Annotated in this window: 27 protein-coding genes; 9 read left to right on the forward strand and 18 right to left on the reverse strand. The window is 57.7% G+C overall.

Features of this window, described 5'->3' with window-relative positions; all coding sequences use genetic code 11:
* Window positions 1-62: 62 nt before the first annotated feature.
* Entirely contained in the window at window positions 63-509 is a 447-nt protein-coding gene (locus HU727_RS02075) for a MarR family winged helix-turn-helix transcriptional regulator (RefSeq protein ID WP_186534182.1), read from the reverse strand.
* An 81-nt stretch (window positions 510-590) separates the two neighbouring features.
* On the opposite strand from HU727_RS02075, the gene HU727_RS02080 reads away from it, so the two are divergent.
* Window positions 591-1757, forward strand: a complete 1167-nt coding sequence (locus HU727_RS02080; protein ID WP_186534181.1) for an aminotransferase-like domain-containing protein — start codon at window positions 591-593, stop codon at window positions 1755-1757.
* Window positions 1758-1847: 90 nt separating this feature from the next.
* Here the strand turns inward: HU727_RS02080 and HU727_RS02085 are convergent, their stop codons facing one another.
* The 10 genes from HU727_RS02085 to HU727_RS02125 form a co-directional block, all read right to left on the reverse strand.
* A complete protein-coding gene (locus HU727_RS02085; RefSeq protein ID WP_186534180.1) occupies window positions 1848-2219 on the reverse strand; it encodes a glutathione S-transferase N-terminal domain-containing protein in 372 nt (123 codons plus the stop codon).
* 102 nt (window positions 2220-2321) lie between these two features.
* Window positions 2322-2867, reverse strand: coding sequence for a GTP cyclohydrolase I FolE (gene folE, locus HU727_RS02090; protein WP_205970537.1), 546 nt, complete (start codon window positions 2865-2867; stop codon window positions 2322-2324).
* A gap of 22 nt (window positions 2868-2889) precedes the next feature.
* Complete coding sequence (locus HU727_RS02095; RefSeq protein ID WP_367616975.1) at window positions 2890-4038, reverse strand: tyrosine-type recombinase/integrase; 1149 nt, start codon at window positions 4036-4038, stop codon at window positions 2890-2892.
* On the reverse strand, window positions 3939-4580 hold the full coding sequence (locus HU727_RS25930) for a hypothetical protein (protein WP_367616963.1): 642 nt from the start codon (window positions 4578-4580) through the stop codon (window positions 3939-3941). The genes HU727_RS02095 and HU727_RS25930 overlap by 100 nt, the downstream gene beginning before the upstream one ends.
* Entirely contained in the window at window positions 4577-4999 is a 423-nt protein-coding gene (locus tag HU727_RS02100) for a hypothetical protein (RefSeq protein WP_186534178.1), read from the reverse strand. The genes HU727_RS25930 and HU727_RS02100 overlap by 4 nt, the downstream gene beginning before the upstream one ends.
* A gap of 19 nt (window positions 5000-5018) precedes the next feature.
* Window positions 5019-5375 (reverse strand): pyocin activator PrtN family protein, encoded by a 357-nt coding sequence (locus HU727_RS02105; protein ID WP_075948748.1) that lies wholly within the window; start codon window positions 5373-5375, stop codon window positions 5019-5021.
* A complete protein-coding gene (locus HU727_RS02110; protein ID WP_139315800.1) occupies window positions 5368-5547 on the reverse strand; it encodes a hypothetical protein in 180 nt (59 codons plus the stop codon). The genes HU727_RS02105 and HU727_RS02110 overlap by 8 nt, the downstream gene beginning before the upstream one ends.
* A complete protein-coding gene (locus HU727_RS02115) occupies window positions 5534-5815 on the reverse strand; it encodes a phage antirepressor KilAC domain-containing protein (RefSeq protein ID WP_186534177.1) in 282 nt (93 codons plus the stop codon). The genes HU727_RS02110 and HU727_RS02115 overlap by 14 nt, the downstream gene beginning before the upstream one ends.
* A gap of 9 nt (window positions 5816-5824) precedes the next feature.
* Window positions 5825-6415, reverse strand: a complete 591-nt coding sequence (locus HU727_RS02120) for a hypothetical protein (protein ID WP_186534176.1) — start codon at window positions 6413-6415, stop codon at window positions 5825-5827.
* Between the two features lie 253 nt (window positions 6416-6668).
* On the reverse strand, window positions 6669-7418 hold the full coding sequence (locus tag HU727_RS02125; protein WP_186534175.1) for an XRE family transcriptional regulator: 750 nt from the start codon (window positions 7416-7418) through the stop codon (window positions 6669-6671).
* 100 nt (window positions 7419-7518) lie between these two features.
* On the opposite strand from HU727_RS02125, the gene HU727_RS02130 reads away from it, so the two are divergent.
* The 8 genes from HU727_RS02130 to HU727_RS02165 all read left to right on the forward strand — a co-directional run bounded on the left by HU727_RS02130 (window position 7519) and on the right by HU727_RS02165 (window position 14648).
* Window positions 7519-7743: a helix-turn-helix transcriptional regulator gene (locus HU727_RS02130; protein ID WP_045123078.1), complete on the forward strand. Its 225-nt coding sequence runs from the start codon at window positions 7519-7521 to the stop codon at window positions 7741-7743.
* Window positions 7744-8062: 319 nt separating this feature from the next.
* Complete coding sequence (locus tag HU727_RS02135) at window positions 8063-8581, forward strand: phage regulatory CII family protein (RefSeq protein ID WP_019649393.1); 519 nt, start codon at window positions 8063-8065, stop codon at window positions 8579-8581.
* A complete protein-coding gene (locus tag HU727_RS02140; RefSeq protein WP_008080171.1) occupies window positions 8574-8798 on the forward strand; it encodes a TraR/DksA family transcriptional regulator in 225 nt (74 codons plus the stop codon). The genes HU727_RS02135 and HU727_RS02140 overlap by 8 nt, the downstream gene beginning before the upstream one ends.
* Window positions 8788-11007: a VapE domain-containing protein gene (locus HU727_RS02145; RefSeq protein ID WP_186534174.1), complete on the forward strand. Its 2220-nt coding sequence runs from the start codon at window positions 8788-8790 to the stop codon at window positions 11005-11007. The genes HU727_RS02140 and HU727_RS02145 overlap by 11 nt, the downstream gene beginning before the upstream one ends.
* Window positions 11000-11359, forward strand: a complete 360-nt coding sequence (locus HU727_RS02150; RefSeq protein WP_186534173.1) for a PA0613 family protein — start codon at window positions 11000-11002, stop codon at window positions 11357-11359. The genes HU727_RS02145 and HU727_RS02150 overlap by 8 nt, the downstream gene beginning before the upstream one ends.
* Before the next feature lie 528 nt (window positions 11360-11887).
* A complete protein-coding gene (locus HU727_RS02155) occupies window positions 11888-12220 on the forward strand; it encodes a phage holin family protein (RefSeq protein WP_098963871.1) in 333 nt (110 codons plus the stop codon).
* Between the two features lie 328 nt (window positions 12221-12548).
* Window positions 12549-13151 carry a terminase small subunit gene (locus tag HU727_RS02160; RefSeq protein ID WP_186534172.1) on the forward strand — a complete coding sequence of 201 codons (603 nt, stop codon included), beginning with the start codon at window positions 12549-12551 and terminating at the stop codon, window positions 13149-13151.
* 288 nt (window positions 13152-13439) lie between these two features.
* The gene (locus HU727_RS02165; protein ID WP_186534171.1) at window positions 13440-14648 is read left to right on the forward strand and encodes a hypothetical protein; all 1209 of its coding nucleotides are present in this window, start codon (window positions 13440-13442) and stop codon (window positions 14646-14648) included.
* 227 nt (window positions 14649-14875) lie between these two features.
* Here HU727_RS02165 and HU727_RS02170 read toward each other — a convergent pair whose 3' ends face one another.
* The 7 genes from HU727_RS02170 to glcF all read right to left on the reverse strand — a co-directional run bounded on the left by HU727_RS02170 (window position 14876) and on the right by glcF (window position 26513).
* Window positions 14876-15097: a hypothetical protein gene (locus HU727_RS02170; RefSeq protein WP_186534170.1), complete on the reverse strand. Its 222-nt coding sequence runs from the start codon at window positions 15095-15097 to the stop codon at window positions 14876-14878.
* A gap of 2 nt (window positions 15098-15099) precedes the next feature.
* Window positions 15100-19974: an RHS repeat-associated core domain-containing protein gene (locus HU727_RS02175; protein WP_225919759.1), complete on the reverse strand. Its 4875-nt coding sequence runs from the start codon at window positions 19972-19974 to the stop codon at window positions 15100-15102.
* Complete coding sequence (locus tag HU727_RS02180) at window positions 19974-20711, reverse strand: DUF4123 domain-containing protein (RefSeq protein WP_186534169.1); 738 nt, start codon at window positions 20709-20711, stop codon at window positions 19974-19976. The genes HU727_RS02175 and HU727_RS02180 overlap by 1 nt, the downstream gene beginning before the upstream one ends.
* Window positions 20701-22743 (reverse strand): type VI secretion system Vgr family protein, encoded by a 2043-nt coding sequence (locus HU727_RS02185; protein WP_217847125.1) that lies wholly within the window; start codon window positions 22741-22743, stop codon window positions 20701-20703. Before HU727_RS02185 ends, HU727_RS02180 begins: the two co-directional genes overlap by 11 nt.
* A gap of 132 nt (window positions 22744-22875) precedes the next feature.
* Window positions 22876-23391: an Hcp family type VI secretion system effector gene (locus HU727_RS02190; protein ID WP_100848256.1), complete on the reverse strand. Its 516-nt coding sequence runs from the start codon at window positions 23389-23391 to the stop codon at window positions 22876-22878.
* Window positions 23392-23815: 424 nt separating this feature from the next.
* Window positions 23816-25204: a 2-oxoadipate dioxygenase/decarboxylase HglS gene (gene hglS / locus HU727_RS02195; protein WP_186528062.1), complete on the reverse strand. Its 1389-nt coding sequence runs from the start codon at window positions 25202-25204 to the stop codon at window positions 23816-23818.
* Window positions 25205-25292: 88 nt separating this feature from the next.
* On the reverse strand, window positions 25293-26513 hold the full coding sequence (gene glcF / locus HU727_RS02200; RefSeq protein ID WP_186528063.1) for a glycolate oxidase subunit GlcF: 1221 nt from the start codon (window positions 26511-26513) through the stop codon (window positions 25293-25295).

Raw genomic sequence — 26513 nt, forward strand, 5'->3', positions numbered from 1 at the left:
GCTCCCACAGGAGAATGCGGTTCCAATGTGGGAGCGAGCCTACTCGCGAGGCGCCGGTTGATTCATTCAAACGCGCTATGCCCGCCCCCCAGCGCCAGATTCACCGCCAACCATCCATTCACCGCCGCTTCTCCAGCCTCGGCAAACACCCGCTCAAGCAACTTCACCTGCTCGCGTCGCAACGCCTGCTCAAACTTCGCACCTTCCGCCGTCAGCGCCAGCAGCCGCTTACGCTTGTCCGTGTCGCTGGCCACGCTGTCGACCAGATGCATCTCCTGCAGCTGGCGCAGGGGTATGTTCAACGCCTGTTTACTCACGCCGAGCAAGGCCAGCAACTCCTTGACGCTCAAGTTCGGATAGCGCGCGATGAAAAAAACAATGCGCTGATGCACGCGCGAGAGGCCGCGCCGCTCCAGCATTTCGTCAGCCTTGGCGGTGAATGCCTGGTAGCCGAAGAAAAACGCTTCCATGGCCTGTTGCTGACTGGACGGATTTTTAAGGTCAATCATATTGACGCACTCGCTCAAGCTGTCGTAGTTTCAGTCAACCAGTTTGACTCATTTTTGTTACGCCTCGCTACGGTGACTCCCATGGCTTTTTCCGAACGTGTCTCGCGCCTGAAAAGTTCTTTGATCCGAGAAATCCTCGCCGCCGCCCAGCGTCCCGAGGTGATGTCATTCGCCGGTGGCTTGCCGGCCGAAGCGATGTTGCCGAAGGTCGAATGGGCTGACATGCCACTGTCGCTCGGCCAATACGGCATGAGCGAAGGCGAGCCGGCGTTGCGCGAAGCGCTGGCGCAAGAGGCTAGAGCGCTGGGGCTGGACTGCAAGGCGAGTCAGGTGTTGGTGGTCAGCGGCTCCCAGCAAACCCTTGATCTGGCGGCCAAGCTGTACATCGACAGGGGCACTGAAATCTTGCTGGAAGCACCGACTTATCTGGCTGCGCTGCAAATTTTCCAGTTGTTCGGCGCTGAGTGCCTGACCGTGCCCCAGGAAGCCGACGGTCCGAACCTGGCGCAATTGCGCCGTCGTCTGGAACAGCATCAGCCTGCGTTTATCTACCTGATCCCGACCTTTCAGAATCCGTCTGCGGTGCGTTACAGCGAGGCCAGGCGCGCAGCGGTCGCCGCCCTGCTTGATGAATTCGGCGTCACCCTGATCGAGGATGAGCCTTACCGCGAATTGACGTTTGACGGTGGCAGCGCCAAACCGATTGCTGCGCGACTGGAAAAAGCCAGCTGGGTCTACACCGGTACCGTGTCGAAAACCCTGTTGCCAGGTTTGCGCGTCGGTTACCTGATCGCCAGTCCGGACTTGTTTCCCCACCTGCTCAAGCTCAAACAATCGGCCGATCTGCACACCAATCGGATCGGCCAATGGCAGGCGTTGCAATGGATAGGCACGCAGAAGTATCAGCAGCACTTAAGCGAGCTGCGCGATTTCTATCGACAGCGGCGCGATACTTTTCAGACTGCTCTGCAAACGCATTTCTCAGATCTGGCTGACTGGAACATGCCGCAGGGCGGGCTGTTTTTCTGGCTGACGCTCAAGCAGCCGCTGGATACGCGAACGTTGCTCAACGAGGCATTGGCCAATGATGTGGCGTTTATGCCGGGTGAGCCGTTTTTTCCCGACCCGGATAACCATCATGGGCACTTGCGCCTGAATTTCAGCCACATCGATCCAGCGCGACTGGATGAAGGGCTCAAGCGGTTGGCGGCGGTGGTGCGGCAGGCACAGTTGGAGAGGGCGGCCTGAAACAAATAAACCGGCTTGAGGGCCGGTTTATTTGTCTGAAAGGTGCGGTGTCGGTGGGGGCTCATCGCGAGCAGGCATCGCTCACAACCATCAGACTGCAGCAAAGCGCTTGTCCAGATAATCAATGATCGCCTTGGATTCGTACATCCAGGTGGTCTGTCCATTCTCTTCAATGCGCAGGCAAGGCACTTTGATCCTTCCGCCCTGTTCCAGCAGTGTCTGCCGATCCTGCTCATTGTTCTTCGCGTCCTTGAGCGCCACCGGTACGTTCAGACGATGCAAGGCGCGGCGGGTTTTCACGCAGAACGGGCAGGCGTGGAACTGATACAGCGTCAGGTCTTTTGCCGCGGCATCCACTTGAGCCTGAGCAGCGGCCGGGCGTTTTTTCTTGCCGGGACGGGTGATGAAATCGATGAAGATAACCAGTTGGCCGAGGCCGACACGAAGGGCTTTGACGAACACGGGACAAGCCTCACAAGGGACATGAAAGAAGGCGCGCAGCTTACCCGATTTTTCACGGGCGAAAAAAAACCGGCGATCAACGCCGGCTCTTTTTGTCGCGAATTACTTGATGAGGCTGAGGAATTCGCTGCGGGTTGCCGCGTTTTCGCGGAACTCACCGAGCATCACCGAAGTGATCATCGACGAATTCTGCTTCTCGACACCGCGCATCATCATGCACATGTGCTTGGCTTCGATCACGACGGCCACGCCCAGCGCGCCGGTGACTTGCTGCACCGCATCGGCGATCTGGCGGCTGAGGTTTTCCTGAATCTGCAGGCGGCGCGCATACATGTCGACGATCCGCGCGACCTTCGAGAGGCCCAGCACTTTGCCGCTCGGGATGTAGGCAACGTGCGCTTTACCGATGAACGGCAGCAGGTGGTGTTCGCACAACGAATACAGCTCGATGTCCTTGACCAGCACCATTTCGCTGTTGTCGGAGCTGAACAGGGCACCATTGGTGACCTCTTCGAGCGTCTGTGCATAACCGCGGCAGAGGTACTGCATGGCTTTGGCGGCACGCTTCGGCGTGTCGAGCAGGCCCTCGCGGGACACGTCCTCGCCCAATTGGCCGAGAATCGCGGTGTAGTTCTGTTCCAGTGTCACAGGGGCTGATTCCATAAGGGTTTCAGAGGGGTACTGTTTCTGCCTGTACCAATTTTGTACCAATCAAGCTGTTTTCGAGCTTACCGATTTCACCCCAGTCAGTGCTGGAATTGATCCATCGGGCGTAAGTCGATAGCAACATCTGAACGCTATGACCGAGCTGAGTGGCAATAAACGCAGGGTTCATACCCGCCATGAGGCACATGGTAGCGTATGTGTGTCGGCAGTTGTATTGCCGGCGGGCGCGAATCCCCAATTCAGTCAGTGCAGCCTGGAAGTGTTTGTCGGTCACGCTCGATTGCTGGATGAACTCGAAGTTCTTGGTGGGCGGGAACACATAGATCGATTCGGTGCGTTTGCGCCGGCTTGGCAAAGCACGTTGCTTCGCCAACAGTTCGGCCTGCTCGATGGCATGCAGTGCTCGGCTGTTGAGCATGACCTGGCGTCCGTTGCGGGTTTTGGTTCGCTCCTCGATCTTGTAATCCGCGACAATCCGACACACGTTGACCAGTCGCTTCTCCTTGTCGACCTCCTCCCAGCGCAGCGCCGCGATCTCACTGGGGCGCATGCCAGTGTAGAAGGCGAACTCGAAGTAGGCCGCATAGATCCGCATTGAGTGGGTCAGCGTCTTATATAGGTGATCGATGATCTGGTTGGCCTCTGCCACCGTGAACGGATCAATGGGTTTCTTGGCCTTCACCGGCAGCTCGATGGATTCCACCGGGTTACGGTTGATCAGGCCGTCTTTCACCGCGGTACCGAACACCGTGGTTAGACGCTGGATCGCCGCGCGCTTCACGCCCGGCGTCGGCCATTCAGTGCTCGCTACCACTTTGCGCAGCATCACCGACGTGATGCTGTCCATGGGTAACGTCGCCAGATAGGGCATCCAGTACAGATTGAGCGAGCCTAGGTAGTTCTTTCGAGTCCCGGCCACGATCTCGCGACTGTTGAGCCACTCCTGGGCGTACTCCCCGAAACGTGGAGTCGCTGAGTAGCTGGCATATGTAGAATTGGGGAACAGCTCGGCGTAGCGCTGATCATCCAGCACGCCATGCTTAATTAGGCTGGTTACGTTAGCGCGTAAGTCGGCGGCAGCCTTAATCCCCTTCGGCGTTTGGGGATAGGGGAGGGTTTCGCAACGGCGTTGCCCGTTCCAGGTGAAGCGAATGCGGACGGACTGTCCAGCAAATTCAACTCCGGTGGGCAATCCCATTGGCTCTCGAGCCATGCTTCGTATCTCCTTAGACTGTAATAAATGCGGCTATCGATGCTGTTCCAAACCCCCTTGGGAATGACGCCTCGGGCGCGCTTGCCTTGCAATGCCCGGCGCGTGGTACCGACCAGTTCGGCCATCTTGTCTTCTGGAATCTTGTCGAGGTGATAGGTCGGCAGCGATGGTGCTGCCGCCTCATCACACTGCGTATACCCCTCGGCAAGCTGTGCGGGCGAGCGTTTCTGAGCGTTCAGCGTTGCATTGGGAGGCGCTGCCCGGCGCAGCTTTTGGTGTGGGGTAGATGCCTCGGTAGCGGCTTGAGGAAAAGCATTAATGCCTGCTGCTGCGCAGCAGAGGCTTTTAATTTCGTGGGTATCGACTCGCGTGTCGTCGAAGAGCAAAGCGGTCGACATTCGTGCTCGCAGGCGAGATTGTTCGCCGCATTGCTCTGAGATCCGATAATGAGTTGGTCCGAAGTAGGAGAGCGTGCCGTTCATGCTGCTTCTCCTTCACTTGCTGCGTGCAGAGAGCAGGCCATGGCGAGAGCTAGCTGGCGCAAGGCTCTGGTTTCGCGTTCCAGTTTTTTTTTCCTGGTACGGAGTGCGGCGAATGTCTCGGCTGCGATCCTGAGCTTCTCGGCGATATCCAGCAGTGTTGGACGCTCTAATTCGCCGAGGCGCGGATCCTTATCCTGTTGCTTGCATCGCTGTACCAGGCGCTGATGGTCTGGCTGGAAGAAGTCGAGCTTTGCTTGTAGTTCACGAATGGGCTTGACGCTTTCGGCGCGCTGAATTTCGTCTCTTTCTTTTAGTCCCGCAGATTTTCCGTCGATGTGGCCCATCTTGTAACCAGCCCAAATGAGTAGTCCGGCGAAAGCGATCAGGGTGATGAGTGCGCAAATTTGAATTGCTGTCATGTTATGTGCTCCTCGTAAGTCATTGGCTGGTGGTGACAACCGTCAATGGTGTGGGTGCCGTTTGGCGTTGGCCGTCCTGCTGCCGCTGCATATCTTCATCAGCCTTGTAGGCGCGGATGTCGATCAGCGAGGCAACGTGGCGGATGTGCGCGTACTTCAGCGCCTTGCGGCTGGTGTCCAGCGTGGTGATCGGGAGCTGGATCCGGCCGCTGTTGATTTCTGTCACGAACGACTGCTCGTTGAGATTGCGAAAGTACTGCTCGCGGATTTTTTCCAGCGGGATCAGGACGTCACCGAAGATTCGATACAGCAGTTCGACGGTGGCCGATTCGGGCGCCGGATGCAGGCGAAGCGGATTCTGTGCGGCGTTACTCATGGGCTTGTCGAGCCTCCTTGCGTTGTTGTCGTGCCGGGTGGTTCCAGGCGTTCAGGCAGTGGCGTCTGGTCAGCTCGCGCAGATGTTCGGGCACTTCGAGGAGCGCGGCGTTGCGCTCCTCGCGTGTGCGCATGGCAACGATCTGGCGGGCGTACTCCCTAGGCCACGTCACGGCGATCTGCCGGGATGGCAGGAAGATCGATGTCCAACTGCTCGGCCAACCAGCGGATACCGGCCTGCTTCACCCGAGTCGACTGGCTGTACTGCATTCCGTGTTTCTCGTCATACCAGGGACTGTCCTTGACCCGCAGGTACGCTTTGTCGCGCTTCGGGTCCGCCGGCAAGTTTCCCTTGAGCAAACCTTTTTCCCGCATGAGAGTGATCAGTTTGGGGCGAGTGAGGCCGAGTTGAGCGGCTGCTTGGGCGAGGGTGCGTTCCATGGCGTCCTCCTATGCAGCGTGCGCAGCTGGAGTGGCTGCTGCAGCAAGATGGTTGATGGACTCAGTGAGCTTTGCGTAGATCTCGGCATCGGAGTCGTACAAGGTGAAGCAGCGCGTATGCGGGCTCTTGTTGCCGATGCTCAAGATGGCGGTGACGCCGCGGCGCGAATGGGTGCGATGCAGCGCCACATGCAGGGGAAGTTCAAAACCCATGTCGAGGCTCAGCACGCCCCCGGTGTGCACCAGTTCGAACACACGCTGCTTGTCCTGGACATCAAAATGGCCGTATTGACGATCGGCATGCGGGAGATGCACCAGGTCGCTGGAGTTGCTCGCGTCGAGCGGACCGTTGGCAATCTCTTCAATAAAGCCGGCCAGTTTGAGGTGCATCGTCTTGTCGTTCTGCAGGGTCAGCGTGTGGCGTTCGCTGCCCAGCTCCACGACAAAAGTGCTTTCCACTACGCCGCGCTCAACCTTGAGACGGAATGCCAGGCATTCACGCTTCTGTGCTGTGCGCAGGACGTGGTTGAAGGTCTCGGTCAGGTTGACCTGGGCGTTTAGCAACTGCAGGGTGCGGTTGTCGATTTTGTACTTGGTCATGCCGCGTGCCCTCCACCGTTTGGATCGATAGGAGAGGGCTGACAGGACTTGGCAACAAGCTTGGGTTTGCTGTTATGAATGACGACCATACAGCCCGTGGCGAGCTGCAGCTGTTCGATCAGTTTGCGATTGCTGACGCATGCCGGATGGACATGCAAGGTTGCGGTGGTAAGCATTGGTATTGCCTCGCTCTGTGGTAAAGAGTGAGGCAAATATCACGTAATGTGCTTGCTTGTGTCAACACATAATGTGATTAAATTGGTGCGGCACTGTGTAGAAATCGTGATGACTTCAATATTCCGCCTACGAGATGGATTTCCTCCACCTCTTGTTCTGCAATGTGAAGAGTTTCGTAATCGGTATTGACGCTATCCAACCGGTACATTCCGTCTCGGAGATAAATAAACTCTTTGATCATCGCTTTGCCGGAGGACGTTCGGACTATGACCTCGTCACCGCTACTGAAGCGTTTGTTCGGCTCTATAAGAACGAACTCGCCATTTTTTATGCGGGGCATCAGGCTATCGCCCATGACTCTTATGCCATAGGCATCTGGGTCATCGCTATGAATGTTTAGGTAACCTTCACCTTGCCCTGGTGGCGGTTCTACCGTGTCGAAGAAGCCCTGACTCCCAAGCTGCGCGTTTGATAGCACAGGCACCTTTCCATCCTTAGCCCAGCCTACAAGGCTGCTAACAGGTTGGTCTTTGTCTTTCGATCTTCCGTAGTCCCTCACAAGACGGTCTTCAGACCGAATCCGACCTTGAATGGCGTCTGAGTACGACTCAACGTCGGAACGATTTTTTCCTGCTACCAAGTCTGGAAAAGATACTCCCAGTGCTGTCGCTATCTTTTGCAAGTCGTGGAGATTGGGCTGACGAGCCCCTTTCTCGTAATTGCCTATCCGAGACTGTGATTCCCAACCGCAAGCGAAAGCAAGGGCTTGTTGGCTCATGCCCTTGGCTTTGCGGTATTGCTTAATACGTTCGCCGAGTGTGTTCATGTGCTTTTTTTACCACGCTTTGAAATTATTTATCATCACTTTGCGTGTTGAAATATCTGCGATTCGTGATTAAGATGGCTCCGGCTAATTGGAGGGCATCATGAATCTGATCGCTGAACACCGAGAGAAAGCTGGAATCAAGCAAAAGGAACTCGTTGTAGCTCTTGGATGGACTCAGGCACGTATAAGCAATTACGAAGCAGGACGTCGAATCGCAGGGCTTACGGAGTGCAGAGCTATAGTCAGAGCGCTCAATAAGCTAGGAGCGCCGTGCAGTCTTGATGACGTATTTCCTCCAGAAATGGAAGAGTCCCAAGCCGCATAGAAAAAAGGCGACCCAAGGGTCGCCCAGTTTCTCCCGATAGCATCACCACAATGCGGTCGGGTTGCGATGTCGGAAGGCGAGCACACCACATGCCGCCGACCTTCACCGCGTTTCCAAGGCTCGGAAGCCTTGGTGTTGCTGCCGTTCTTACCACAGAGCTGGCAGCTGTTGCGCCAGGGGTGAACAACGGATTGTTCGCCCCGGCACGGTGCCGGTGTTGGTCTTACGAGCCTAGCCGGCTTTGGGCCTCTCCAGACCACGCGGCAAATGTATCACCAACTTCTGTCGCGCGGCACTGGCAACTTTTAGGATTAATGCCATGAGCCGAATTGCTCTGAGTTCTCTGGAACGGGCGCAGCGGGAAATCCTGCCGCTCGATTTAGCGCTATACCACGCCGCTCGCGATTACCCGGGCGGCGCTGCTGCCATCGCTGCCACGACCGGTCGTAACCCGACCACGCTGCAGCACAAACTGTCGCCGACCCACCCGAGCCACTCCATTAACATTCAGGAGTTCGGCGAGATCCTCGAACTGACCAAGGACCGCCGCATTCTCGATGCGGTGCATGCGCTGGTCGGCGACACGATTTGGCAGGAACTGGCCGACACCTATACCCACGACATGCCCGAAACGCTCACGACGGGCATCGCCGAATACTTCCGCCAGGTTGCTGATCTGGCCGAGACCTGGGCCAAGAGCATCGGCGACGGTGTGGTCACCGATCAGGAACTCGCGGCGATTCGCCTGCAGGTGTTCCGGGGCATTCAAGGGCTGCTCGGGTTGTTCAACCGCGCCACCTACGTCAACCAGACGACGCGAGGTGCTGACCGTGGCTGACATCGCCGATTTCGCCAACGATCTGGTGCAGGAACGTATCGATCAAGCCATGGCCGCGCGCAGCGCTGCCAAAGCAGAGAGCGCTGCTCATTCTTTGCTGTTCTGTGAAGCCTGTGACGACCCGATTCCAGAAGCCCGGCGCTTGGCCCAACCGGGCTGCTCGCAGTGCATCAGCTGCCAATCCCTCTCTGAGCGGGGGATTCAGCATGCTCGATGAGGTATTGGGCCAATTCGCCGATTACGGTCTGGAGCCGGCGCAGCCGCTGGTGTTCGGCAAACTGACCCGCTGCAAGACTTCGCAGGACAAGGGCAAGGAAAAGAACGGCTGGTACGTGGTTCACGAGCAGCGCACGGAGAAGGGCGATACGCTGATCTTTGGCGCTTTCGGTGACTGGCGTTCGGGCGAGACGCAGAAGATCAAGGTCAAGGCCGGTCGCATGTCCCCCGAAGAGCGTGAAGTGATGCGCGCTCGCCAAGAAGAAGCCAAGCGCCGCGCCGCCGAAATCGCGAGTAACGCTGCGCGGCGGGCCGCGAAAAGGGCGCAGGGTTTATTCGAGCGCATGCCGACCACAGGCCGCAGCGACTACCTGGACCGCAAGCAGATCGTTGGCATCAATGTGCGATACGCGCCACGAACTGGTGCGGTACTGGTCCCAATGAAGAATGCCCGTGATCAGATTATGGGCCTGCAGGTGATCTTCCCGAACAAGCAGGAAGACACCGGCCGCGACAAATCCTACTGGCCTTACGGCATGGCGAAGGAGGGCACCTTTCACTTGCTCGGTCCGCACCCAGAGCCGGGTGAGCCGGTGCTGGTTTGTGAGGGTTACGCCACCGGCGCCAGCCTGCACATGGCGACCTCGCTCGCTGTGGCCGTGGCATTCGATGCGGGCAACCTGCTCGCCGTGTGTAAGGCCATGCGCGAGCGTTTTGCCGGCTGCCCGCTGATCATCTGCCGCGATGACGACTGGAAGACTGCCAAGCCTAATGGCGATGCCTGGAATCCTGGTGAGGAGAAAGCGAGTAATGCGGCCTTGATCGTCGGCGCCCAGGTGGTCGCGCCGATCTTCTCTGTCGAGCGTCACGACAAATGGACCGACTTCAACGACCTGCACGTCGCCGAAGGCCTCGACGCGGTGCGTCGACAAGTCCTCGCGGTGGTCCGTCCGCCCGCTGCCGGTGGATGGAAAGATCAACTCGCCCGCAGTGAAAGCGGCGCCTTGATCGCGCACATGCAGAACGTGGAACTGATCCTCGCTCACGACGAGCGCTGGGCCGGCGTGATCAGCTACTGCGCCTTCAGTTCGAAGATCGTCAAGCTGCGGGCTGCTCCTTATGGCGGTTGTACCGGCGAGTGGGCTGACATCGACGACGTGCGCGTGATGAAGTGGCTCGCTCAGCAGTACAACCTGCGCGTGAAGTCCTCGCACGTGATCGAGGCCGTCAGCGTCGTGGCCCACGACCATGCCTTTCACCCGGTGCGTGAGTACTTGAAGAAACTCGAATGGGATCGTGTGCCGCGCCTGGAGCGGTGGCTGACCGATGTCATGGGCGTGAAGACAACGGACTACACGTCCAAGGTCGGCAAGCGCTGGATGATCTCGGCCGTGGCGCGGGTGATGAAGCCCGGCTGCAAGGCGGACTCGGTGATGATCCTCGAAGGCGTACAAGGCGCCGGTAAATCGACCGCCATGAGCGTGCTCGGCGGTGAGTGGTTCATGGATACGCCGTTTGCCCTCGGTGACAAGGACGGCTTCCAAGCGATCCGCGGTAAGTGGATCGTCGAGCTGGGCGAACTGGACAGTTTCAACAAGGCCGAGAGCACCAAGGCCAAGCAGTTCTTCTCGGCCTCGACCGACACCTATCGCGAAAGCTATGGCCGCAGAACGTTGGACGTGCCACGCCAGTGTGTTTTCGTCGGTACCACCAACCAGGACGAGTACCTCAAGGACGCCACCGGCAACCGCCGTTATTGGCCGGTGGCTTGTACCAAGGTCGACGTGGCACTGCTGCGCGAGATCCGCGACCAGCTCTGGGCCGAAGCGATGTTCTGCTTTGAGGCCGGCGACCTCTGGTGGGTAACGCGAGAGGAAGCGCCGATGTTCAGCGAGGAGCAGGACGAACGCTTTGTGGTGGACGAATGGGAAACGCCCATCCTGACCTGGCTTGAAGAGTCGCAGATCGGCGAGACCACTACCGGCAGTGAGGTGATGAGTCAGGCGCTCAAGCTCGATCCCGGTCATTGGGGTAAACCGGAGCAGATGCGTGTGGGAGCGATCCTGCATCGATTGGGGTGGCGACGGTTCCGTTTGGGTGCCTTGAGCAAGAGCGGCCAGCGGCCTTGGGCGTACAAGAAACCTGAGGGTTGGGGCAGGGCGCCGGCGCTGGAACAACCTGCGTTTGAGGAGCCTTGCTTCGATGATTAAAACGATCGATATGGCCCTTAAGCAATGGGCGCAGGAGCTGCACAGCGATGAGGTCGCCGCCGGTTACTCGGGCGGCAACATGGTCGCGATGATGATGGAAAGCGGTGGCCAGCTTGTGCGCGGAAGGCGCGGGAGCAGGGTGCCGCTGGAAGCCTCACTGGACATCGAGCGGATCGTCAAGAAACGCCTTGATCCCGAGCTGATGACGGTGGTCAAGGTGCACTACTTCCAGCCTGATGCGCCCTTGACTGCGCGTCTGGCTCAGAGTGGCTGCACACGCAACCTCTACTACCAACGCCTGCATGACGCTCACATCGTGGTCGAGCACTTCCTGCTGGGGGAAGCGGCTTGATCGTGGGCATTACTCTGGCTCACGCCGTCCCACTGGCCTGCCTCCGTCCCACTGCTTTTTGCGGTGGTGGGACGGGCGCAGGCCCCGTCGTTGTTGGGCTGTCCCACCGTCCCACCTTTTTCATGCCTCCCGCCCGTGTATGCGTAGCGGGCATCAATGCGCGTGTTCACGCGCACGCGTGTTTTTAAATATTCTTTCTATACACGAGAAAAGAGAGATAAAAGTAGGACGGTGGGGCAAAGCCCCGATCTACGGGGCTTTCAGACGTCCCACCTAGTTTTAGAGAGGTGGGACGCATGGGACGCCGTAAAAGCAAAAGACAGCCGGGATAGATATTCACCGACATTCGCCAGCCGTTCACCGGGCGTAACCCACACATTCACCGGATGGCATTAAAACGGTCTTGCTGCCACCAGAATCGACCTGTAAAAAGGGGCCATCTTCGATGGGTGCGACCGCAAAGCGCGGCAGGCCATCCACCACCTGACCCGGCCATTGCGCCGGTTTTTTTGTTTAAGGGGCAGGGCAATGACGAACGAGCAACAGGCACTGGCAGAGATGCCGATCTGGTTGGTGATTGTCCTGTCATTGGTGGGCGGTGTGTCCGGCGAGATGTGGCGCGCCGACAAAGACGGGGCGAGAGGCTGGGCATTATTGCGCCGCCTCGCACTTCGGTCCGGTGCCTGCATCGTGTGCGGCGTGTCAGCGATGATGTTGCTGTTCGGTGCAGGCCTGTCGATCTGGACAGCCGGCGCCCTCGGTTGCCTGACTGCGATGGCCGGCGCCGATGTCGCCATCGGCTTGTACGAGCGCTGGGTGGCCAAGCGGCTGGACCTGAGCGAGGCCGAGCCGAAGGCATGAGCCGGGCAGGCCCGGGAGGGCGCCGATTTTTACGGGTCCTCCCTGAGGGCCGCCCCCTACACGGGTTATCGAACTCGCGGATTCTCTCTAGCTGAAACCTTCGCAGGGATGTCCGTCTTTCCAAACGGATGGGGCAGGGCATGGCACTCGGATGCAGGCTCGACCGACCGGACCGGCAGAAAACTGCCGGGGACCCTGGGGACTTTCAAAGGACACGGGGTCGGAAACCCGCGGGATCGTGTTAGTGGGAGGCCCGCCAGCTTACTGAAATTTCAATCCATTGAAATCTTGAAAGGATTCATTGAAAAGCCGCTGAAAAGGAGGGCTTATGAGCACAGCTACGTACCTGTCAAAGAGCGCCTTTGCTGCGCACATCGGACGGTCGCCGAGTTACATCACCTGGCTGAAGGAAAACGGTCGACTGGTCCTGTCCCCCAATGGAAAGCAAGTCGATGTTCAGGCCACTGAAGCGTTGATCCGTGATACCGCGGACCCGAGCAAGGCTGCCGTCGCTGCTCGCCACCAACAGGATCGGCTTCAGCGTGATGTGTACGGTCACGTCGCAGCCCAATCCGAGCCGACCAACATGGCTGCGCCGCCGCCCGTTGATCCTGCGCAGGGGCAGACTCCAGACTTCCAGAAAGCACGAGCGCATCGCGAGCATTACTTGGCGCGGATGGCGGAGATGGAGTTTCGTAAGGCACAGGGCGAATTGGTGGAAATCAGCTTCGTACAGAAGGCTGCGTATGAGACGGCACGCTTGCTCAATCAATCATTGATGAGCATGTCGCCTCAATTAGCACCGCAGCTCGCTGCGATGTCCGATCCGTGGGAGGTGGAGAGGCAGCTAATGGCTGCGCTGCGCCAGCGGCTTAACGAAGCGGCTCAGGTGTCTAGTGACGATTTTGGCTTCACATTGGGTGAGTGTTGAAAGCACCTGCTGGCAAGCATTACTCGGCTCGCAGCGAGAACGAGTGAGACCCTGCTCTTAATCAAGCGCGGTTACCAAAAGCTGTCGAAATCCGGGGGGACTCTCAAGCATGGCTTCATCTTGCAAATTGAGAAAGTTTTGAGCTACCGTCTCTACTGCGCTGGTGCGGCGCATTGAAACCTGAGAAGGACGCACTGTTGTACTGATGGCCCTGAATGAAATTCCCATTTCTATGCGGGCCGATTTTTCTGACCGTAGGGTGCCCAAGTAGGCATCAAAGGCTAAAAAATGGCGTTTTCTCTAATTCGCAGTCTTACTGCGTCCGTTGTTCGTAACGTCTCGGCGTTGAAGCGTGATGCCAAACGTCTCCAAAAAAACTCCCAGCTTGTTTTTGGTACCGAGTATCCACTAAAGGTATGTCAGCACGCCGTGGCCGTGTCTCGCGGCTTCCGCTCTCTAGCCGATGTTGAAAATATATCTCGTCGGTTGGGACTGGATAAGAACACCCCGTTCTGGACGATTCTTGGGCGGAGCGATAACCATCAAGCAGCATTGACTGCCCTGTACCAGCTTAATCTTGAGTTCTCAGAGAACGGCCCTGTGGTGTTCACTGGCAATCAACGCCACTCTATTGTCCCTGCTCTTACACTGCTGTTTGAGGAAATGAGTACAAGAAAGTTACCCGGCCTGATCCTATTAGAAACCCAGGCAGAATCAATCCAAGAAACTTTGGTTTACGACGGGATAAGGGCGCTAGGGCTTGACGAGATTTTTGAAGGTTTCCGTTCACTGGATTTGCGAGAAAAAAATCTCCCGGTATCGCTGTGCACAGGGCCCAGATGCTGGGTTTCGGCAATTCTCAATACTTTTGACCTAGAGATTCAATCAAAGCTGCAACGAACTGACTGGGCAATAGCTCTAGAAACGAGCGCCTTTGAAAATGCCAAGTCTAGAAGACAGGTATCCCAATCAAGGAACTTTGATGCCATTCCTTTCTACTCGGTAAAAGAGGCGGCATGTCAAATGGTCCATGGTTACGGGTGGCCTTCATGGATCGACGACAATGCCAGAGTTGGTTCCTACCCAGACAAGCTGGATGAGGACGCAGCCAAAGCCGTACTCGATCTGATTGGCGAGCTAGCGGAGCGTAACTTCTCACTTGGTGTGTCTTGTGAGCATGAGAGCAGTTGGCGTCCGTACGTCGTCGTCTTCTCGAGAAGCGACCCAGCTAGTGAGGTACTAGCTGGCGTTGTGCACTCCTATTACTCTTGGTGCCAACCTCGCGAAAATCCAACTTCTACACTTTACGTATCAGACGGGACATCTCCGTATGCCCCCCGATTCTTGTCGTTCGGTGGCAACACGGCTGTAATAAATGGTCTTGACGCGATTCCTGATGGAAAGCAGCCAGGCCAGTTCTATGGCTACAAAAATGCACTCAAAGTTGTTGGCTCGCCAGAAGGTCTGACGTACATGGGGAAGCGCGTTTCTTTGTAGGGTTTCTGAGAACCAAGTGGGTCCGTTTGGGGACAGTAGCGGACGCTCGTGAGCGTCCGCTACTACTCGACAGCTGCGCGTCGTCCGTTGATGCTATCGAGTAATACCAGATATCAAAAATGATGTGCAGAATGAGCCAAACGACTTGCGCTGCTTCTGCCGAGCTTTAAGAACGCTCATCAAAGGCGCCCATATTCCAATCATCCGCCCGTACCGAGTGATTTGTCTCACCCATACATGTACAAAAGGTCGTCGATCAGCTCAAGCTCCTGCTTCGTGTACTGGACCTTGTTGTATCGTCGAATGTCCTCAAGTACACCCCTGATCGGAACTTGACGCGAAGGGTCCTGAACGATTTCGATCAGGCGGTCGAAATCCGGATCTCTTCCCTTAAGATATTTTTCAATCAGTTCTTTGAGCGCTACGCGCGCTTCTAGATCGGTTAGCACTATTACTTCTCCGGCAAAATCGTGACTTCATCTGCTTTGATGATAGTGGTAGTACCTGGTTTGGGGATGAGTTGCTGCGCGCCGCCGGTACCGTACTCAGGGTACGCCTTGGTGAACGGTTCCAGGTTAGGACCTTTCCCACCGAGCTCGTACGGCACTGTAGCGTTGGGTATCCCATCTTTATAGAGTTGCAGCGTGTCAAATTTCAAGCGGAGACGCCCATCACTCCACGCCGGATCCGGGTCAGCCGCCGTAACGTGCTTTGGCGCTCGCACCTGAAAAGCTTCCGTTGCAGCGTCTCCCGTCTCAAATCTTTCGAATCCGAAATACGATAGTCGAGCGTCCCCCGTATTGATCGTATTTTGTGCGTGAGTGTTCACCGTTCCGTCAGCATTTTTGTAGCCCATATACCGGTAACCTGTCGCAGGCAAAGTCGAGTCCGGCCCGGATGGACCCACATAGAAGTCTGGTTTCGACTCGATGACGGCCGGTGGAGTGACGTCTCCCGTCTTTACGCTGGAGTCTGCAAGGGTAGGGGTGTTGCTCGGAGATGAGGCTCCTCCGGGCTTGGGGCAGTTTGCAGCGGGCTTAAGTGGTGCCTTTTTAGCGACACCGGTCGCCGCCCTGGTAATCGCCCTAAACATCAGACCAAGCGGATCTACCCAGCCGGTAGGATTCGGTGCGTACTGGTAATTGTTGAGTCCACCTGCAAGCTTAACCGGGTCCGGAGTCAGAAACCGTCCTGAGCTCGGGTTGTAGTACCGGTGGCGGTTGTAATGAAGTCCACTCTCTGCGTCGAAATATTGGCCTTGAAACCGCAGCGGGTTGTCGATCTCCGAGACATCCAGTGCAGCCAGGTTGCCGTAGGCTCGATACTTGGCTGACCACATAATCGCACCGCTGTAATCGGTAAGCTCCTGCGGCGTGCCCAGGTGATCGAGCTGGTAATAGAAAGGCGCGGCCTTGAGCGGGCCCTCACCGTCGAGCATCGCCAAGGGGCGGAAACTGTCCGGCTCATAGACATAGGTGCGATATCGATTTTCACCACTCTCTACAATAAGCCGTTCGCCTTGCCAGAGGAATTCGGTGGCGTGGCCATCGACTGTTTTCTCGATACGTCGACCGAAGGCGTCGTACTTGTAGGTCGCGATACTGCCGCTAGGTAGGCTGACACCGATCAAGCGATGCTGGCAGTCATAGCGGTATTCAGTGACGAGCTTATGTCCGGTACCTCGGCGCTCGCGAGTCAGATTTCCGTAGGCGTCGTAGTCGTAGTGACGGTCACCCTGCATCAGCAGGCGGTTGCTTTTGACGTTGGCAAGGTTGGCGGTGCCTTCGTTGTTCTGGCCCAGCAGATTGCCGGCTGGATCGTGCGCGAAGCTCTCCGGTGTTGCACCGCGAACACTGATAAGGCGATCAAGCGGATCGTAGTGAAAGTTACGGGTACCTTTAAGGCTGTCATTGATGCCTGCAAGGTTACCTGCCGCGTCGTAGTCATATCGGCGCTGCAGCACGATGCTGTCGCGTTGGCTGACGCTGTGAGCCTGCAAGCGCCCCTGATCGTCGTATTGATACTGACTCAACAACAAGCCTTGTTGACGTTGCTGTTCACGACCAGTCTTGAACTGGTGAGATGTGAGGCGAGAACCGTTCAGATCAATGCTGCTGAGATTACCCCCGGACAATCGGCGATAGTCGAGCTTGCTACCGTCCGGTAGACGGCAATGTTTGAGTTGGCCGACGCTGTCGTACTCGTAGCGCAGGGTCCCCCAACCCTGATGCTCGGTGATCAGCCGATCTTGGGAGTCGTATTCATAAGCCAGTGGCCAGTGACCGTCATCGACATTGACCAGGCGACCGAGCGCGTCATAGCTGTAGTGAATTTCCTCACCATCAGCCAGTGTTTTCACGAGCAGGCGGCCTGCGGAGTCACGCTGATATTCGGTGACCAGTTCGCTACCGTCGTCGCCGTACTCAGTTTTCTTCAGCAGGTTGCCATTCAGATCGTATTCGTAGGCAGTACGGCGACCATCAAATCCAGTTTCCTGCTGTATGAGCCCGTTTGAGTAATAGTCGAGCTGATAATGTTCGCCGCGCTCGTTTTCGATCTCAGTCAGCAGCAGGCGTGAGTTGTCGTAGCGATAGCGCAGCTCACTGCCGTCCGGGTTGATGCGGCGGCTGACAAGTTGCAGATTGTCGGCGTATTCGTAGCGTGTGATACGACCTAGTTCATCGCGCTCGGCTGTGACCTTGCCGTAGGCGTTATAGGTATAAGTGCGGGTCGCACCGCCAGGCTGTGTGGTCTGCGTCAAGCGGCCAGCCGCATCCCATTGGTAATGGGTGATCGAGCCGTGTTCGTCCTGGCGGGTGATTTGTCGACCCAGTGCGTCGTAGCGGTATTTACGACGACCACCATCGGGCAATGCTTCTTCGAGCAATTGACCCAGACCATTCCAGGCAAGCTGATGCCGTCCGCCGTCTGAATGAACGATCTCTAGCACACGACCTTGGGCATCGTAGCTGTAGTGTGTTTCGTTGCCGTCAGGATCTGTCTGGCGGGTGATATCGCCTTGGCTATTTCGCTGGTATTTCCAGCTCGCTTTACCTCGGTGAATCTCACTCACAAAGCCATGTCGATATTCGTAGAACGTCGGCGCATCTTCAGGAGGAATAACAACGGCAAGCAGGCCTGCGTCGTTGTAACGGTATTCGGTAATTGCGCCGAGAGGATCCTTCTCTGCAATCAGCCGACCTTTGTCGTCATAAGCCTTCTGAGTCTCAGCGCCGTCCGCAGCGATCTCGCTGATGAGTCGAGCATTTTCGTCATGCACATAAACCTGCTCGCTCCCATCCGCGTTTGTAACGGTAACCTTGCCGGCATCGTCCCAAGCGTACAGCGAGTCCATCTGCGAAAAACTGGCCCAGTGACGGATGCTGCGTGACGATTTGCCTTCGTTTTCCCACTCCCAGAAAAAGCTCGCACCACCGGCCAGTTGTCGTTCCAAAATGACGTGTTGGTCGTTGTAACTGTAGTGTTCAGTTTCACCAGCAGCATTGGTGGCGCTGATGAGCTGGCCTTGCGCGTTGTACCTATAGGTCACCAGCGTTTGAACGGTGATCCAGGGCTCCTGTCGTTGTCCCTGATCCGTGTACTCAGCACGGCGCTGCTGATAATCCACGGCAACGATATGACGGTCTTCGTGGCGGACTAACAGGGAGCGTCCGGCGTTGTTGTCGATGCGTTGGATTCGGTCAGCGAAGTCGTAACTCAGCTGTAACTGGTTGTTGTACGCGTCACTGATGGTGATCAAGCGGCCCGCACGGAAATGATAAAAGCGCGGATTCTGCCCGGCCTGCGTCAGAATGAGTTCGCCTGGAGTCGATCCCAGGTAGATGGCCGCTTTCGACAGGCTGTTGATGATGGCGGGGCGTTGCTGCGTCGGCATGGGAAAACGAGTGGTTCGGTTTTCGTTATCCGTCCACAGGACACCCTCATCATCCAGATCCAGTCGGTGAGAAAGAGCGTGACTCCAACCAAACCCAAGGCGACTGTCGATCTCGACCGCACTGGTGCGATAGAGGCGCGTCCACTCAAACGGAAGCAGACCATCGAGTTGACCATCGGTAAGAGTCAGTAATTCTTCGCCCGTGACCATCGAGACCGGGCAGCCGTTGGTGCATGTGTCTTGCGCCGGCGCCGCACTTTTGTCGTCAGGATTCTTCGATTGTTTCGAGGCGTCATCAGGGCGCTTGCCGTGTTCAACGGTCGCATTACGTTTGCCATCAAAACGTAGCTGCGCGACTCCTTTTTCTACTTGCGTCGCCACTCCACGAGCGGCGACCGCGACGTATTTACCGACGTAACCCATGAAGCCTTTGATGATGCTGAATAACGACTTCACGAATCCTGTAACAGCCTTGATGATGATCTGGCTGTACTTAGCGAGGCGCGCGGCGAGGTAAAACAACCCGGCACCTTCGGCCGCAACGGTCAGCACGACTGAAATTACAATGTCGATGAGGATCCCGATAACGGCAGCGGATGTCATCTTCGCCGTTTGCCCGGCCATCTGTGTCGGCGGTAATCCCGCGACCCAGATAGACGCGCAATGAACCATCAGAAACAGTGCAGCTTCGTCACTTGCAAGCAGCATTGCTTGCTTCATGACGTCCGGCGCGTCTTCGGCAAGCTTTATTAGCTCCTCTGCTCCTGCACCCAGATCAGCTGCGAAGTCTTTTGGGTTCTGAAGAATGTCGAGGGCCTTCGAGATGCCATCCCAAACTCCCTTGATGGCCTCCCATCCGCCCTCAAGAATGCCACTCCCAATTGCCATCGCTTTGGCTGATGCACTCTGGTTCGACCACTGCGGTTTGAAGCCTGCCCATTCTTTGCGCAGGAATCCTTCTAGATCGGCAGCTAAGCCATCGTAGGATTTGAACAGCGTATCGATCTGCGCGGGTGTCACCTGATCGTGGACGTGGATCTTGTAGGATTTTCCAGGCTGTCCCTGAAAACTGCCTTTACCCTGTTTATCCAAGGTAATCGTCGACTTGGCGCCTCCATCCACGGCAATGATATCAACTTTGATATCGCCGATAGGAATGTCGAAAACCGATTCGAATTTGCTCTCAATCAGCAGTGGCCCTACAAGCGGGCACTTCGCGACGTATGAAAAATCACCATCAGTCATGCTGACAGACTTGCTGGAGTCGCCGGCCTTTATCACACGCTCCATACCAAGTAGGGAGGGCATGTCTGCGGCTCGGCTGGCTTTGTCAGCAAGCTGTGCGTACCAGCTCTTGGTTTCCTCGCGGTACAGCTTCAGGCTGTTTTTGAAGGAGTCCAATTGTGTTTCGATAGTGGCAACGCGATCCATCAGCCTTGCTCCAGAATCAGGTGGTTTAACAGTGCTTCTTTAAGGTTTTTTGGTGCGTCCGGACGGCGCACGAAACGGCTGATTTTCAGCTTCAGGTTGCTTTCGGGCCAAGCGGTGTAAATGTCCGGACGGTCTTCTTCCAGCCACTGCATCAGGTTGCTGATCAGCGTCGTCGGATTTTCCTTGGCCAAGCCATCCAGTAACGGCTTCGGCACCTCCCACCACGGCCAATCCTTCACCTTCGGCAAAACCCGCGTCCCAACCTCCAGCGACTGCCCGTTAATCAGATACCGCTCGAACACTGGTAGCACCTCTCCAGCCTTCTCCCCAAGCCCATGCAAAATCGGATAAATATGCCGCCCATCCCAAAATCGGAAAAACACCTCGGTGCCATCCGGCATTTTCACCTGCGTCAGGCTGCGCAGATGCTCGAACACTTCGTTCGGCTCTGAACGCGACACCGCCAGCCAGCCCCAGTCGAGGGCGTCTGTCTCGGCGATCCATTGCAGGAAGGCGGAGTTGGCTTTGAGCTCGGTGACGTAGGGCATTACCGGTTGCCAGGTGGAGTAGGGCGTGCCGCCCCAGATCGGCAGGAGCTGGGCGGTGGGTTCGGTGAGGTACAGGGTTTTCAGGGCGTCGGCATCGCTCGCCGCACTGATCACCAAATACAAACGCTCGCCACTCTGCAACGGCTGTTGCGCCAGCCAGTCCTTGGGGGTAATTCGATCAGATGGCACAGGCACCTGCCTTGCATTTCTCGCATTCTTCGCAGAACGGCGCGTTGCGTTTGAGGGTGTTGATCTGCGCTGGGGTCAGAACCTGGCCGGCCTTGTCGGCATCCGCCTGTTTCAATACGCCGGGCATCAACGGCGCGGCGCCCGTACCAACGCCGGGGCTGCCGCCGGAGTTCATGTTGATCACCGGGCCGCTCATGGTCACGCCGCCGGCGTCGATCTTGATGAAGCTGCCGCCGCCGACCAGGGTCAGTTCGGCGCCGGCTTCCATGACCACTTTCATGCCACTGCTGAGGTGGATTTCCTGGCCGGCGTCGATGAACTGGCCAGTGCCGATCTTGATGTGCTGATTCACACCGACGGTGAGGTGGTCGTTGGCGCGGGTTTCGACTTTGCGGTCGGCGTAGACGGTGTGGTGTTCTTCGGCCTTGAATTCCGTGTAGCTGTTTTTTTCGACGGTGTCGTGGCGTTCGTTGCCGACGCGGATTTTCTGGTCGTGCTCGATGTTCTCGTCCCAGTCGCGCTGGGCGTGCAGATAAATCTGTTCCTGACCTTTCTTGTCTTCGATACGCAGTTCGTTGTAACCGCCGCCACCCATGGAGCTGAGGGTCTTGAAGGTGCTGCGGGTCTTGTTCGCCGGCAGTGCGTAGGGGACGGTGTTTTCCTTGTGGTACAGGCAGCCGCTGATCAGCGGTTGATCGGGGTCGCCTTCAAGGAAGGTGACCAGCACTTCCATACCAATGCGCGGTATGGCGATGCCGCCGTACTGGGCGCCGGCCCAGGCGCTCGAGACGCGCAGCCAGCAGCTGGTCTTGTCGTCGGCCTGGCCTTCGCGGTCCCAGTGAAACTGGACTTTGACGCGGCCGTATTCGTCGCAGTGGATTTCTTCGCCTTTGGGGCCGGTGACCACGGCGCTCTGGCTGCCGAGGATGCGCGGTTTCGGGTGCTTGAGGGGCGGGCGATTCGGTACATCCCACGGCGTGGCCTGAAAGCGGTTGCGGTAGCCCTGATGGAAATCGTCTTTCAGCGCGGTGGTGTCGCTGGTCACCGACTCTTCGAGCACTTGCGGCTGCTTGCCTTCGTGCAGGACTTCGGTGAGCAGCCAGAGGTCATTCCACTTGGCTTTGGGGTGTTCGGTCAGGGCGAGAAAATGGCCGCTGACCAGCAATGGCTGATCGCTCTTGCCTTCGGCCAGTTGAAAGTCGCTGCGATGGCGTTCGAGGGCGCGTTTGGCCAGATGTTTGCCGCGCTCGCGGTCGATGAAGCGGCCCGGGTAGTCGTAGTCTTCGAGGTCGGGCAGGGCGTCGCCACGGTTTTCGCTTTCCAGGGTCAGGCGTGGTTTTTCGAAGTCGTAGTCGCGGCGCGTCGTGCGGCTGGTGCGGGTTTCCAGACGCAGGTCGAAACGCTTGATCACCGGGTTGTTGGCGACCATGCCGGAGTCTTGCTGATAGGCCACGGGTGCGAGTTTCGGGAACACCGTCTGGTCATCGCCGAAGACGAGTTTGTGCGCCGTCACCGTGTGCTGGAAGTGGTAATGAATGCCTTCTTCTTCGCACAGGCGCTGGATGAAATGCAGGTCCGACTCGTCGTATTGCACGCAGTAGAGGCGCTCGGGGTAGATCGAGCCGGTCTTGAATTCGTAGGCGTTGCTTTGAATGCCGTGCTCTTCGAGGACCATGCCGATGATTTTCGGCACCGTGAGGTTCTGGAAGATGCGCTGGTTGATGCGGTGTGCAAGATAAGACAGTTGCGGGCGCAACGTCACCGAATAACGGGTCAGGCGCTTGCCCGAATCGCCTTGCGCGGCGCGGTAGATCTGGCCGTGAATGCCGCTGCCGTCGGGCGACAGTTGCAGAAAGGCCGGTTTGTGCAGCAGGGTTTCGAGGTCCAGCGACGGCTGCTCACTGACCAGCTCCACCTCGAAGACAAAAGGCTGGCTGATGGCTTCCCGGCCTTGCAGGGTGAATACCTGAAAGTCGACGGAGAGCCCTTCGATGGTCAGGGCAAAATGGGTTTCATTGGCCGGCGCGAACATCCCTTGTTCCTCGTGCTGTACAGCGGCGCTCGTCGACGGCCGCAAAAGCGGCTCAACGTACGCGAAATTCTGGAGGGGCGTAAACAACATCGACCAGCAGAGCTGGCCGATGCTTGTAACGATCAGCCGTAATTAAACGACTGGAGCACGCCAGTCATCGGAACCCGAAGTACCGGATACTTCGTGGGTCCAGGTGATTTTGCGGTAGGTGAACTGCACTTCTTCCAGGTGGGTGAAGTGCGCGTTGCCTGGATCCTGGCAGTTGTGCATTTTGTTGTTGATGGCGACGATGATCGCGTCTTCCAGTTTGGTGGTGTAGTAGTGCTCTTGAGTACCTTGAGCCGAAGTACGGAACCACTGGATAACGATTTCGCTCATGCGCTCGCCGGAGGTCAGAGCGGCTTGCAGCAGAGGCGAAGCCTTGTCGTAGACCTTGGTGATCACAACTGGCTTGTGAACGCGCTGACCGGTTGGCTGACCGGATTGCGGGTCACGCGGGATGATCACGTCGTGGCTGAAAGCCTGAACCATGACCTGGTCTTCGTGGCCTTCCTGGTAGGTGTTGCCAACGGAGTCGGCGGTGAAGGCGCCGGCAGTGATCAGGCCTTGTTTTTCGCCGGTAACCGACATGTACGCTGGTGTTGCCATGGGATGCTCTCCTTGCGGATAAATTGAGGGTGCCCGGGAGGCGAAATCGCCCGGTGGGTGACCCAGTGTTATCAAGGAGCGTGCCAGGTTTTGTGAGGTGCCCGGATGGCGGGGGTGCAGCGGCAGTCGATCATCATTCGGCGCGATTTTCAGGGTGGAAAACGGGAGAAAGTGCGCAAGAAGTTGCGCAGTACTGCGCAACTTCTTGCGCACTTGGCTACAGGCCTTTATCGGCGTGGGCTGTAGAGCATTTACCCCCTGAAATATTACGACCTACTGCGCAACTTCTTGCGCAGTTGGGCATTTGCCGGGACCGGGGTGTTTGCTTCGCGAGCAGGCTCGCTCCCACAGGGATTTGTGGTTTGCCTTGAATCCGAATTCACCCGCGAAACCTGTGGGAGCAGTGGTGTTTGTTGGCAAAGACTCAGGTCAGATTAATACCTAGCGCTTCAGCACATTCCTTGATCGAACGCTGCTGCGTTTCGGCATACAAGGCCAGTTCATCGATGGTGGCGCGTCCCAGTGCTTGTTCGAATGCCTGGCGGTTGGAGTGTTCGCCGTAATGCGTCTGCGCGGCATCGCCGAGGTTTGACTGAAAAATCCCCGCCGCACTCACCGGCAGGAAATCTTCGTACACCAGTGGCTCCGCTTTCAGGTAACCAACTCGCAGCAAGTCCTCCAGTGACGATTCGCCACGCCCACGCGCAGCCAAGCCCTTTTCCGTAGCGAAATAGCGAAAGTACGCCAGCCCTTGCTCACGCATGCCGTCAATGTTGTCAGGAAATTCGGCAAAGTGCTGAGTCATCAGCGCGTTGTAGCGTGCGGCGTTGGCTTCATTGGGGAAGTCTCCCAGTTCATCGCGAGCGGCGTTCAGCAAACGGTCATATAGCGCGCGACCCTTGCGTGTCAGCGCAGCGCCGCGCTGTTCGATTTCGCCGAAACGCGCGCTATGACTGCCGCGCGATTCGTACTGATCGGTGAAGGTGATTGGCTCGTCCAGCGCCTTGAAACTGGTTTGGCGCAGCAGGATCGGGCAGTTGCGGCGCGGCGGGCCTTCGATCACCGCTTTGGGCGTGATGCCGTGGGCGGGCATCTGTTCCTGCACCGCGTCGATGTCCAGCGTGCGTGGTGTCAGGTGGTTGATGTGCGGGCCCTTGAACGCCACCACGTCAGCGATCAAACGGTGCTGAGCGCTCAGTCGCTGGTACTGCGCGGCGGTGACGGTGGCGCTGTGGTGCCAACGAAAAGTTTCCAGCGCCTGTAAGACAAACTCTGCGGCATCAGCTTCATTCAGACCACCTGCCGTTTCAGCCTGGGCTATCAACCGCAATGCAGCGTCGGTAAAAATCGAACGCTGGGCCAGCACTGATTCGGCGAATTCACGCAGTTCAGAATCTTCAATCAACTCCAGACGCAGCAACGAGGTGAAGACCCGGAACGGGCTGATCTGTAACGCCTCTTCGTGCACTGCGCGAAATGCTGTGGAGTGCACCGGAACGCCCGCCGGGGTCAGGTCGTAATAACCCACGGGTTGCATGCCCATCACCGCAAACAGGCGGGCGAGGGTAGCCAGTTCGGCTGCGGTGCCGACGCGGATGGCGCCGTGGCGCTCCATGTCCAGCCGTTCGGTTTCGCCTGTGCGCTTGAGTTGCTCCGCGACGTCTGGCTGATGTGTCAACACGTTGCGGTTGGTTTTTTCCACCAGATCCATCAGCGCACCATACAGCGGCACTTCTTCGCGGTACATGTCGGACATCGCTTTGGAAAAGCGTTGGCGGATCAGGTCGGGGCTGACAAACGGCTGCACGGTCATGAAAAAATTTCCTGCCAGGGTCACGAAATGAATGTTCGAAAAGATCGCAGCCTTCGCCCACGCGGGCAAACGAAGAATCCTACGAACTTCATTCTGCCAACGACTGATCCACCAGCTCGATCCAGTGTCTGACCGGTGTGCGGCCGGCGCTGGCGAGATGGCTCTGACAGCCAACGTTGGAGGTGACGATTACCTCAGGTTGCCCGCTTTCCAGGGCGTTGAGTCGCTGGTCGCGCAGTTGCCGCGCCAGCACCGGTTGCGTCAGCGAATAAGTGCCGGCCGAACCGCAGCACAAATGGCCGTCCGGCACCGGAGTGAGGTTGAAACCGAGCCGGGCCAACACCGCTTCTACCGCGCCGCCAAGGTTCAGTGCGTGCTGCAGGGTGCACGGGCAATGCACGGCGATGCGCCGCTCGCTGGCGGCGCACACCTGCTCCAGCGGTTCCTCAGCGAGGATCTGCACCAGGTCCCGGGTCATTTCGCTGACTCGGCGTGCCTTCGATGCGTACGCCGGATCGCCTGCAAGCAGATGCCCGTAATCCTTGATGAACGCGCCGCAGCCACTGGCCGTCTGCACGATGGCTTCAGCGCCGTTTTGCAGGTGCGGCCACCAGGCGTCGATGTTCTGTCTGGCGCGGTCGAGCCCTTTGGGCTGGGCGTCGAGGTGATAATCGAGCGCGCCGCAGCAACCGGCCTCGGCCACCGGCGTGACGCTGATGCCCAGGCGATCAAGCACCCGTGCGGTCGCGTCATTGGTGTTCGGCGACAAGCCCGGTTGCACGCAGCCTTCGAGCAATAACACCCGGCGCGGATGCCGTGGAGCGGGGCGCCATCGCGCAGCGGCCGCGTGCTGCGGGAGTTTGCTTTCCAGCAGGCGCGGCAGCAGCGGCCGGAACGTCGCGCCCATTCGCAGCAAGCCCCTGAACAAACCCGGATTCGGCGCCACCGCGCGCAAACCCTCGCGCAGCAAACGTTGCGCAGCCGGGCGCGGTACCGCCTGATCGACCACCGCACGGCCAATGTCGAGCAGGTTGTGGTAGTCGACGCCGGACGGGCAGGTGGTTTCGCAGTTGCGACACGACAGGCAGCGATCCAGATGCAGTTGCGTTTTTGCCGTGGCTGGCGCGCCTTCCAGCACTTGTTTGATCAGGTAGATACGCCCGCGCGGGCCGTCGAGTTCATCGCCGAGTAATTGATAGGTCGGGCACGTCGCGTTGCAGAACCCGCAATGCACGCAGGTGCGCAGGATCTTTTCCGCTTCGGCGGCGCGGGGCAATTGACGGGATTGCTCGCTCAGAATGGTTTGCAT

The sequence above is a fragment of the Pseudomonas khorasanensis genome (assembly GCF_014268505.2).
Taxonomy (GTDB): Bacteria; Pseudomonadota; Gammaproteobacteria; order Pseudomonadales; family Pseudomonadaceae; genus Aquipseudomonas; species Aquipseudomonas khorasanensis.

What these genes read in the sequence shown, in the direction of transcription:
- glcF (WP_186528063.1), bottom strand. Translation starts at nt 26,513, where the DNA reads ATGCAAACCATTCTGAGCGAGCAATCCCGTCAATTGCCCCGCGCCGCC.
- hglS (WP_186528062.1), bottom strand. Translation starts at nt 25,204, where the DNA reads ATGACCGTGCAGCCGTTTGTCAGCCCCGACCTGATCCGCCAACGCTTT.
- HU727_RS02080 (WP_186534181.1), top strand. Translation starts at nt 591, where the DNA reads ATGGCTTTTTCCGAACGTGTCTCGCGCCTGAAAAGTTCTTTGATCCGA.
- HU727_RS02185 (WP_217847125.1), bottom strand. Translation starts at nt 22,743, where the DNA reads ATGTTCGCGCCGGCCAATGAAACCCATTTTGCCCTGACCATCGAAGGG.
- HU727_RS02165 (WP_186534171.1), top strand. Translation starts at nt 13,440, where the DNA reads ATGGCGTTTTCTCTAATTCGCAGTCTTACTGCGTCCGTTGTTCGTAAC.
- HU727_RS25930 (WP_367616963.1), bottom strand. Translation starts at nt 4,580, where the DNA reads ATGAACGGCACGCTCTCCTACTTCGGACCAACTCATTATCGGATCTCA.
- HU727_RS02125 (WP_186534175.1), bottom strand. Translation starts at nt 7,418, where the DNA reads ATGAACACACTCGGCGAACGTATTAAGCAATACCGCAAAGCCAAGGGC.
- HU727_RS02150 (WP_186534173.1), top strand. Translation starts at nt 11,000, where the DNA reads ATGATTAAAACGATCGATATGGCCCTTAAGCAATGGGCGCAGGAGCTG.
- HU727_RS02075 (WP_186534182.1), bottom strand. Translation starts at nt 509, where the DNA reads ATGATTGACCTTAAAAATCCGTCCAGTCAGCAACAGGCCATGGAAGCG.
- HU727_RS02115 (WP_186534177.1), bottom strand. Translation starts at nt 5,815, where the DNA reads ATGGAACGCACCCTCGCCCAAGCAGCCGCTCAACTCGGCCTCACTCGC.
- HU727_RS02155 (WP_098963871.1), top strand. Translation starts at nt 11,888, where the DNA reads ATGACGAACGAGCAACAGGCACTGGCAGAGATGCCGATCTGGTTGGTG.
- HU727_RS02160 (WP_186534172.1), top strand. Translation starts at nt 12,549, where the DNA reads ATGAGCACAGCTACGTACCTGTCAAAGAGCGCCTTTGCTGCGCACATC.
- HU727_RS02175 (WP_225919759.1), bottom strand. Translation starts at nt 19,974, where the DNA reads ATGGATCGCGTTGCCACTATCGAAACACAATTGGACTCCTTCAAAAAC.
- HU727_RS02190 (WP_100848256.1), bottom strand. Translation starts at nt 23,391, where the DNA reads ATGGCAACACCAGCGTACATGTCGGTTACCGGCGAAAAACAAGGCCTG.
- HU727_RS02105 (WP_075948748.1), bottom strand. Translation starts at nt 5,375, where the DNA reads ATGAGTAACGCCGCACAGAATCCGCTTCGCCTGCATCCGGCGCCCGAA.
- HU727_RS02130 (WP_045123078.1), top strand. Translation starts at nt 7,519, where the DNA reads ATGAATCTGATCGCTGAACACCGAGAGAAAGCTGGAATCAAGCAAAAG.
- HU727_RS02100 (WP_186534178.1), bottom strand. Translation starts at nt 4,999, where the DNA reads ATGACAGCAATTCAAATTTGCGCACTCATCACCCTGATCGCTTTCGCC.
- HU727_RS02135 (WP_019649393.1), top strand. Translation starts at nt 8,063, where the DNA reads ATGAGCCGAATTGCTCTGAGTTCTCTGGAACGGGCGCAGCGGGAAATC.
- HU727_RS02145 (WP_186534174.1), top strand. Translation starts at nt 8,788, where the DNA reads ATGCTCGATGAGGTATTGGGCCAATTCGCCGATTACGGTCTGGAGCCG.
- HU727_RS02120 (WP_186534176.1), bottom strand. Translation starts at nt 6,415, where the DNA reads ATGACCAAGTACAAAATCGACAACCGCACCCTGCAGTTGCTAAACGCC.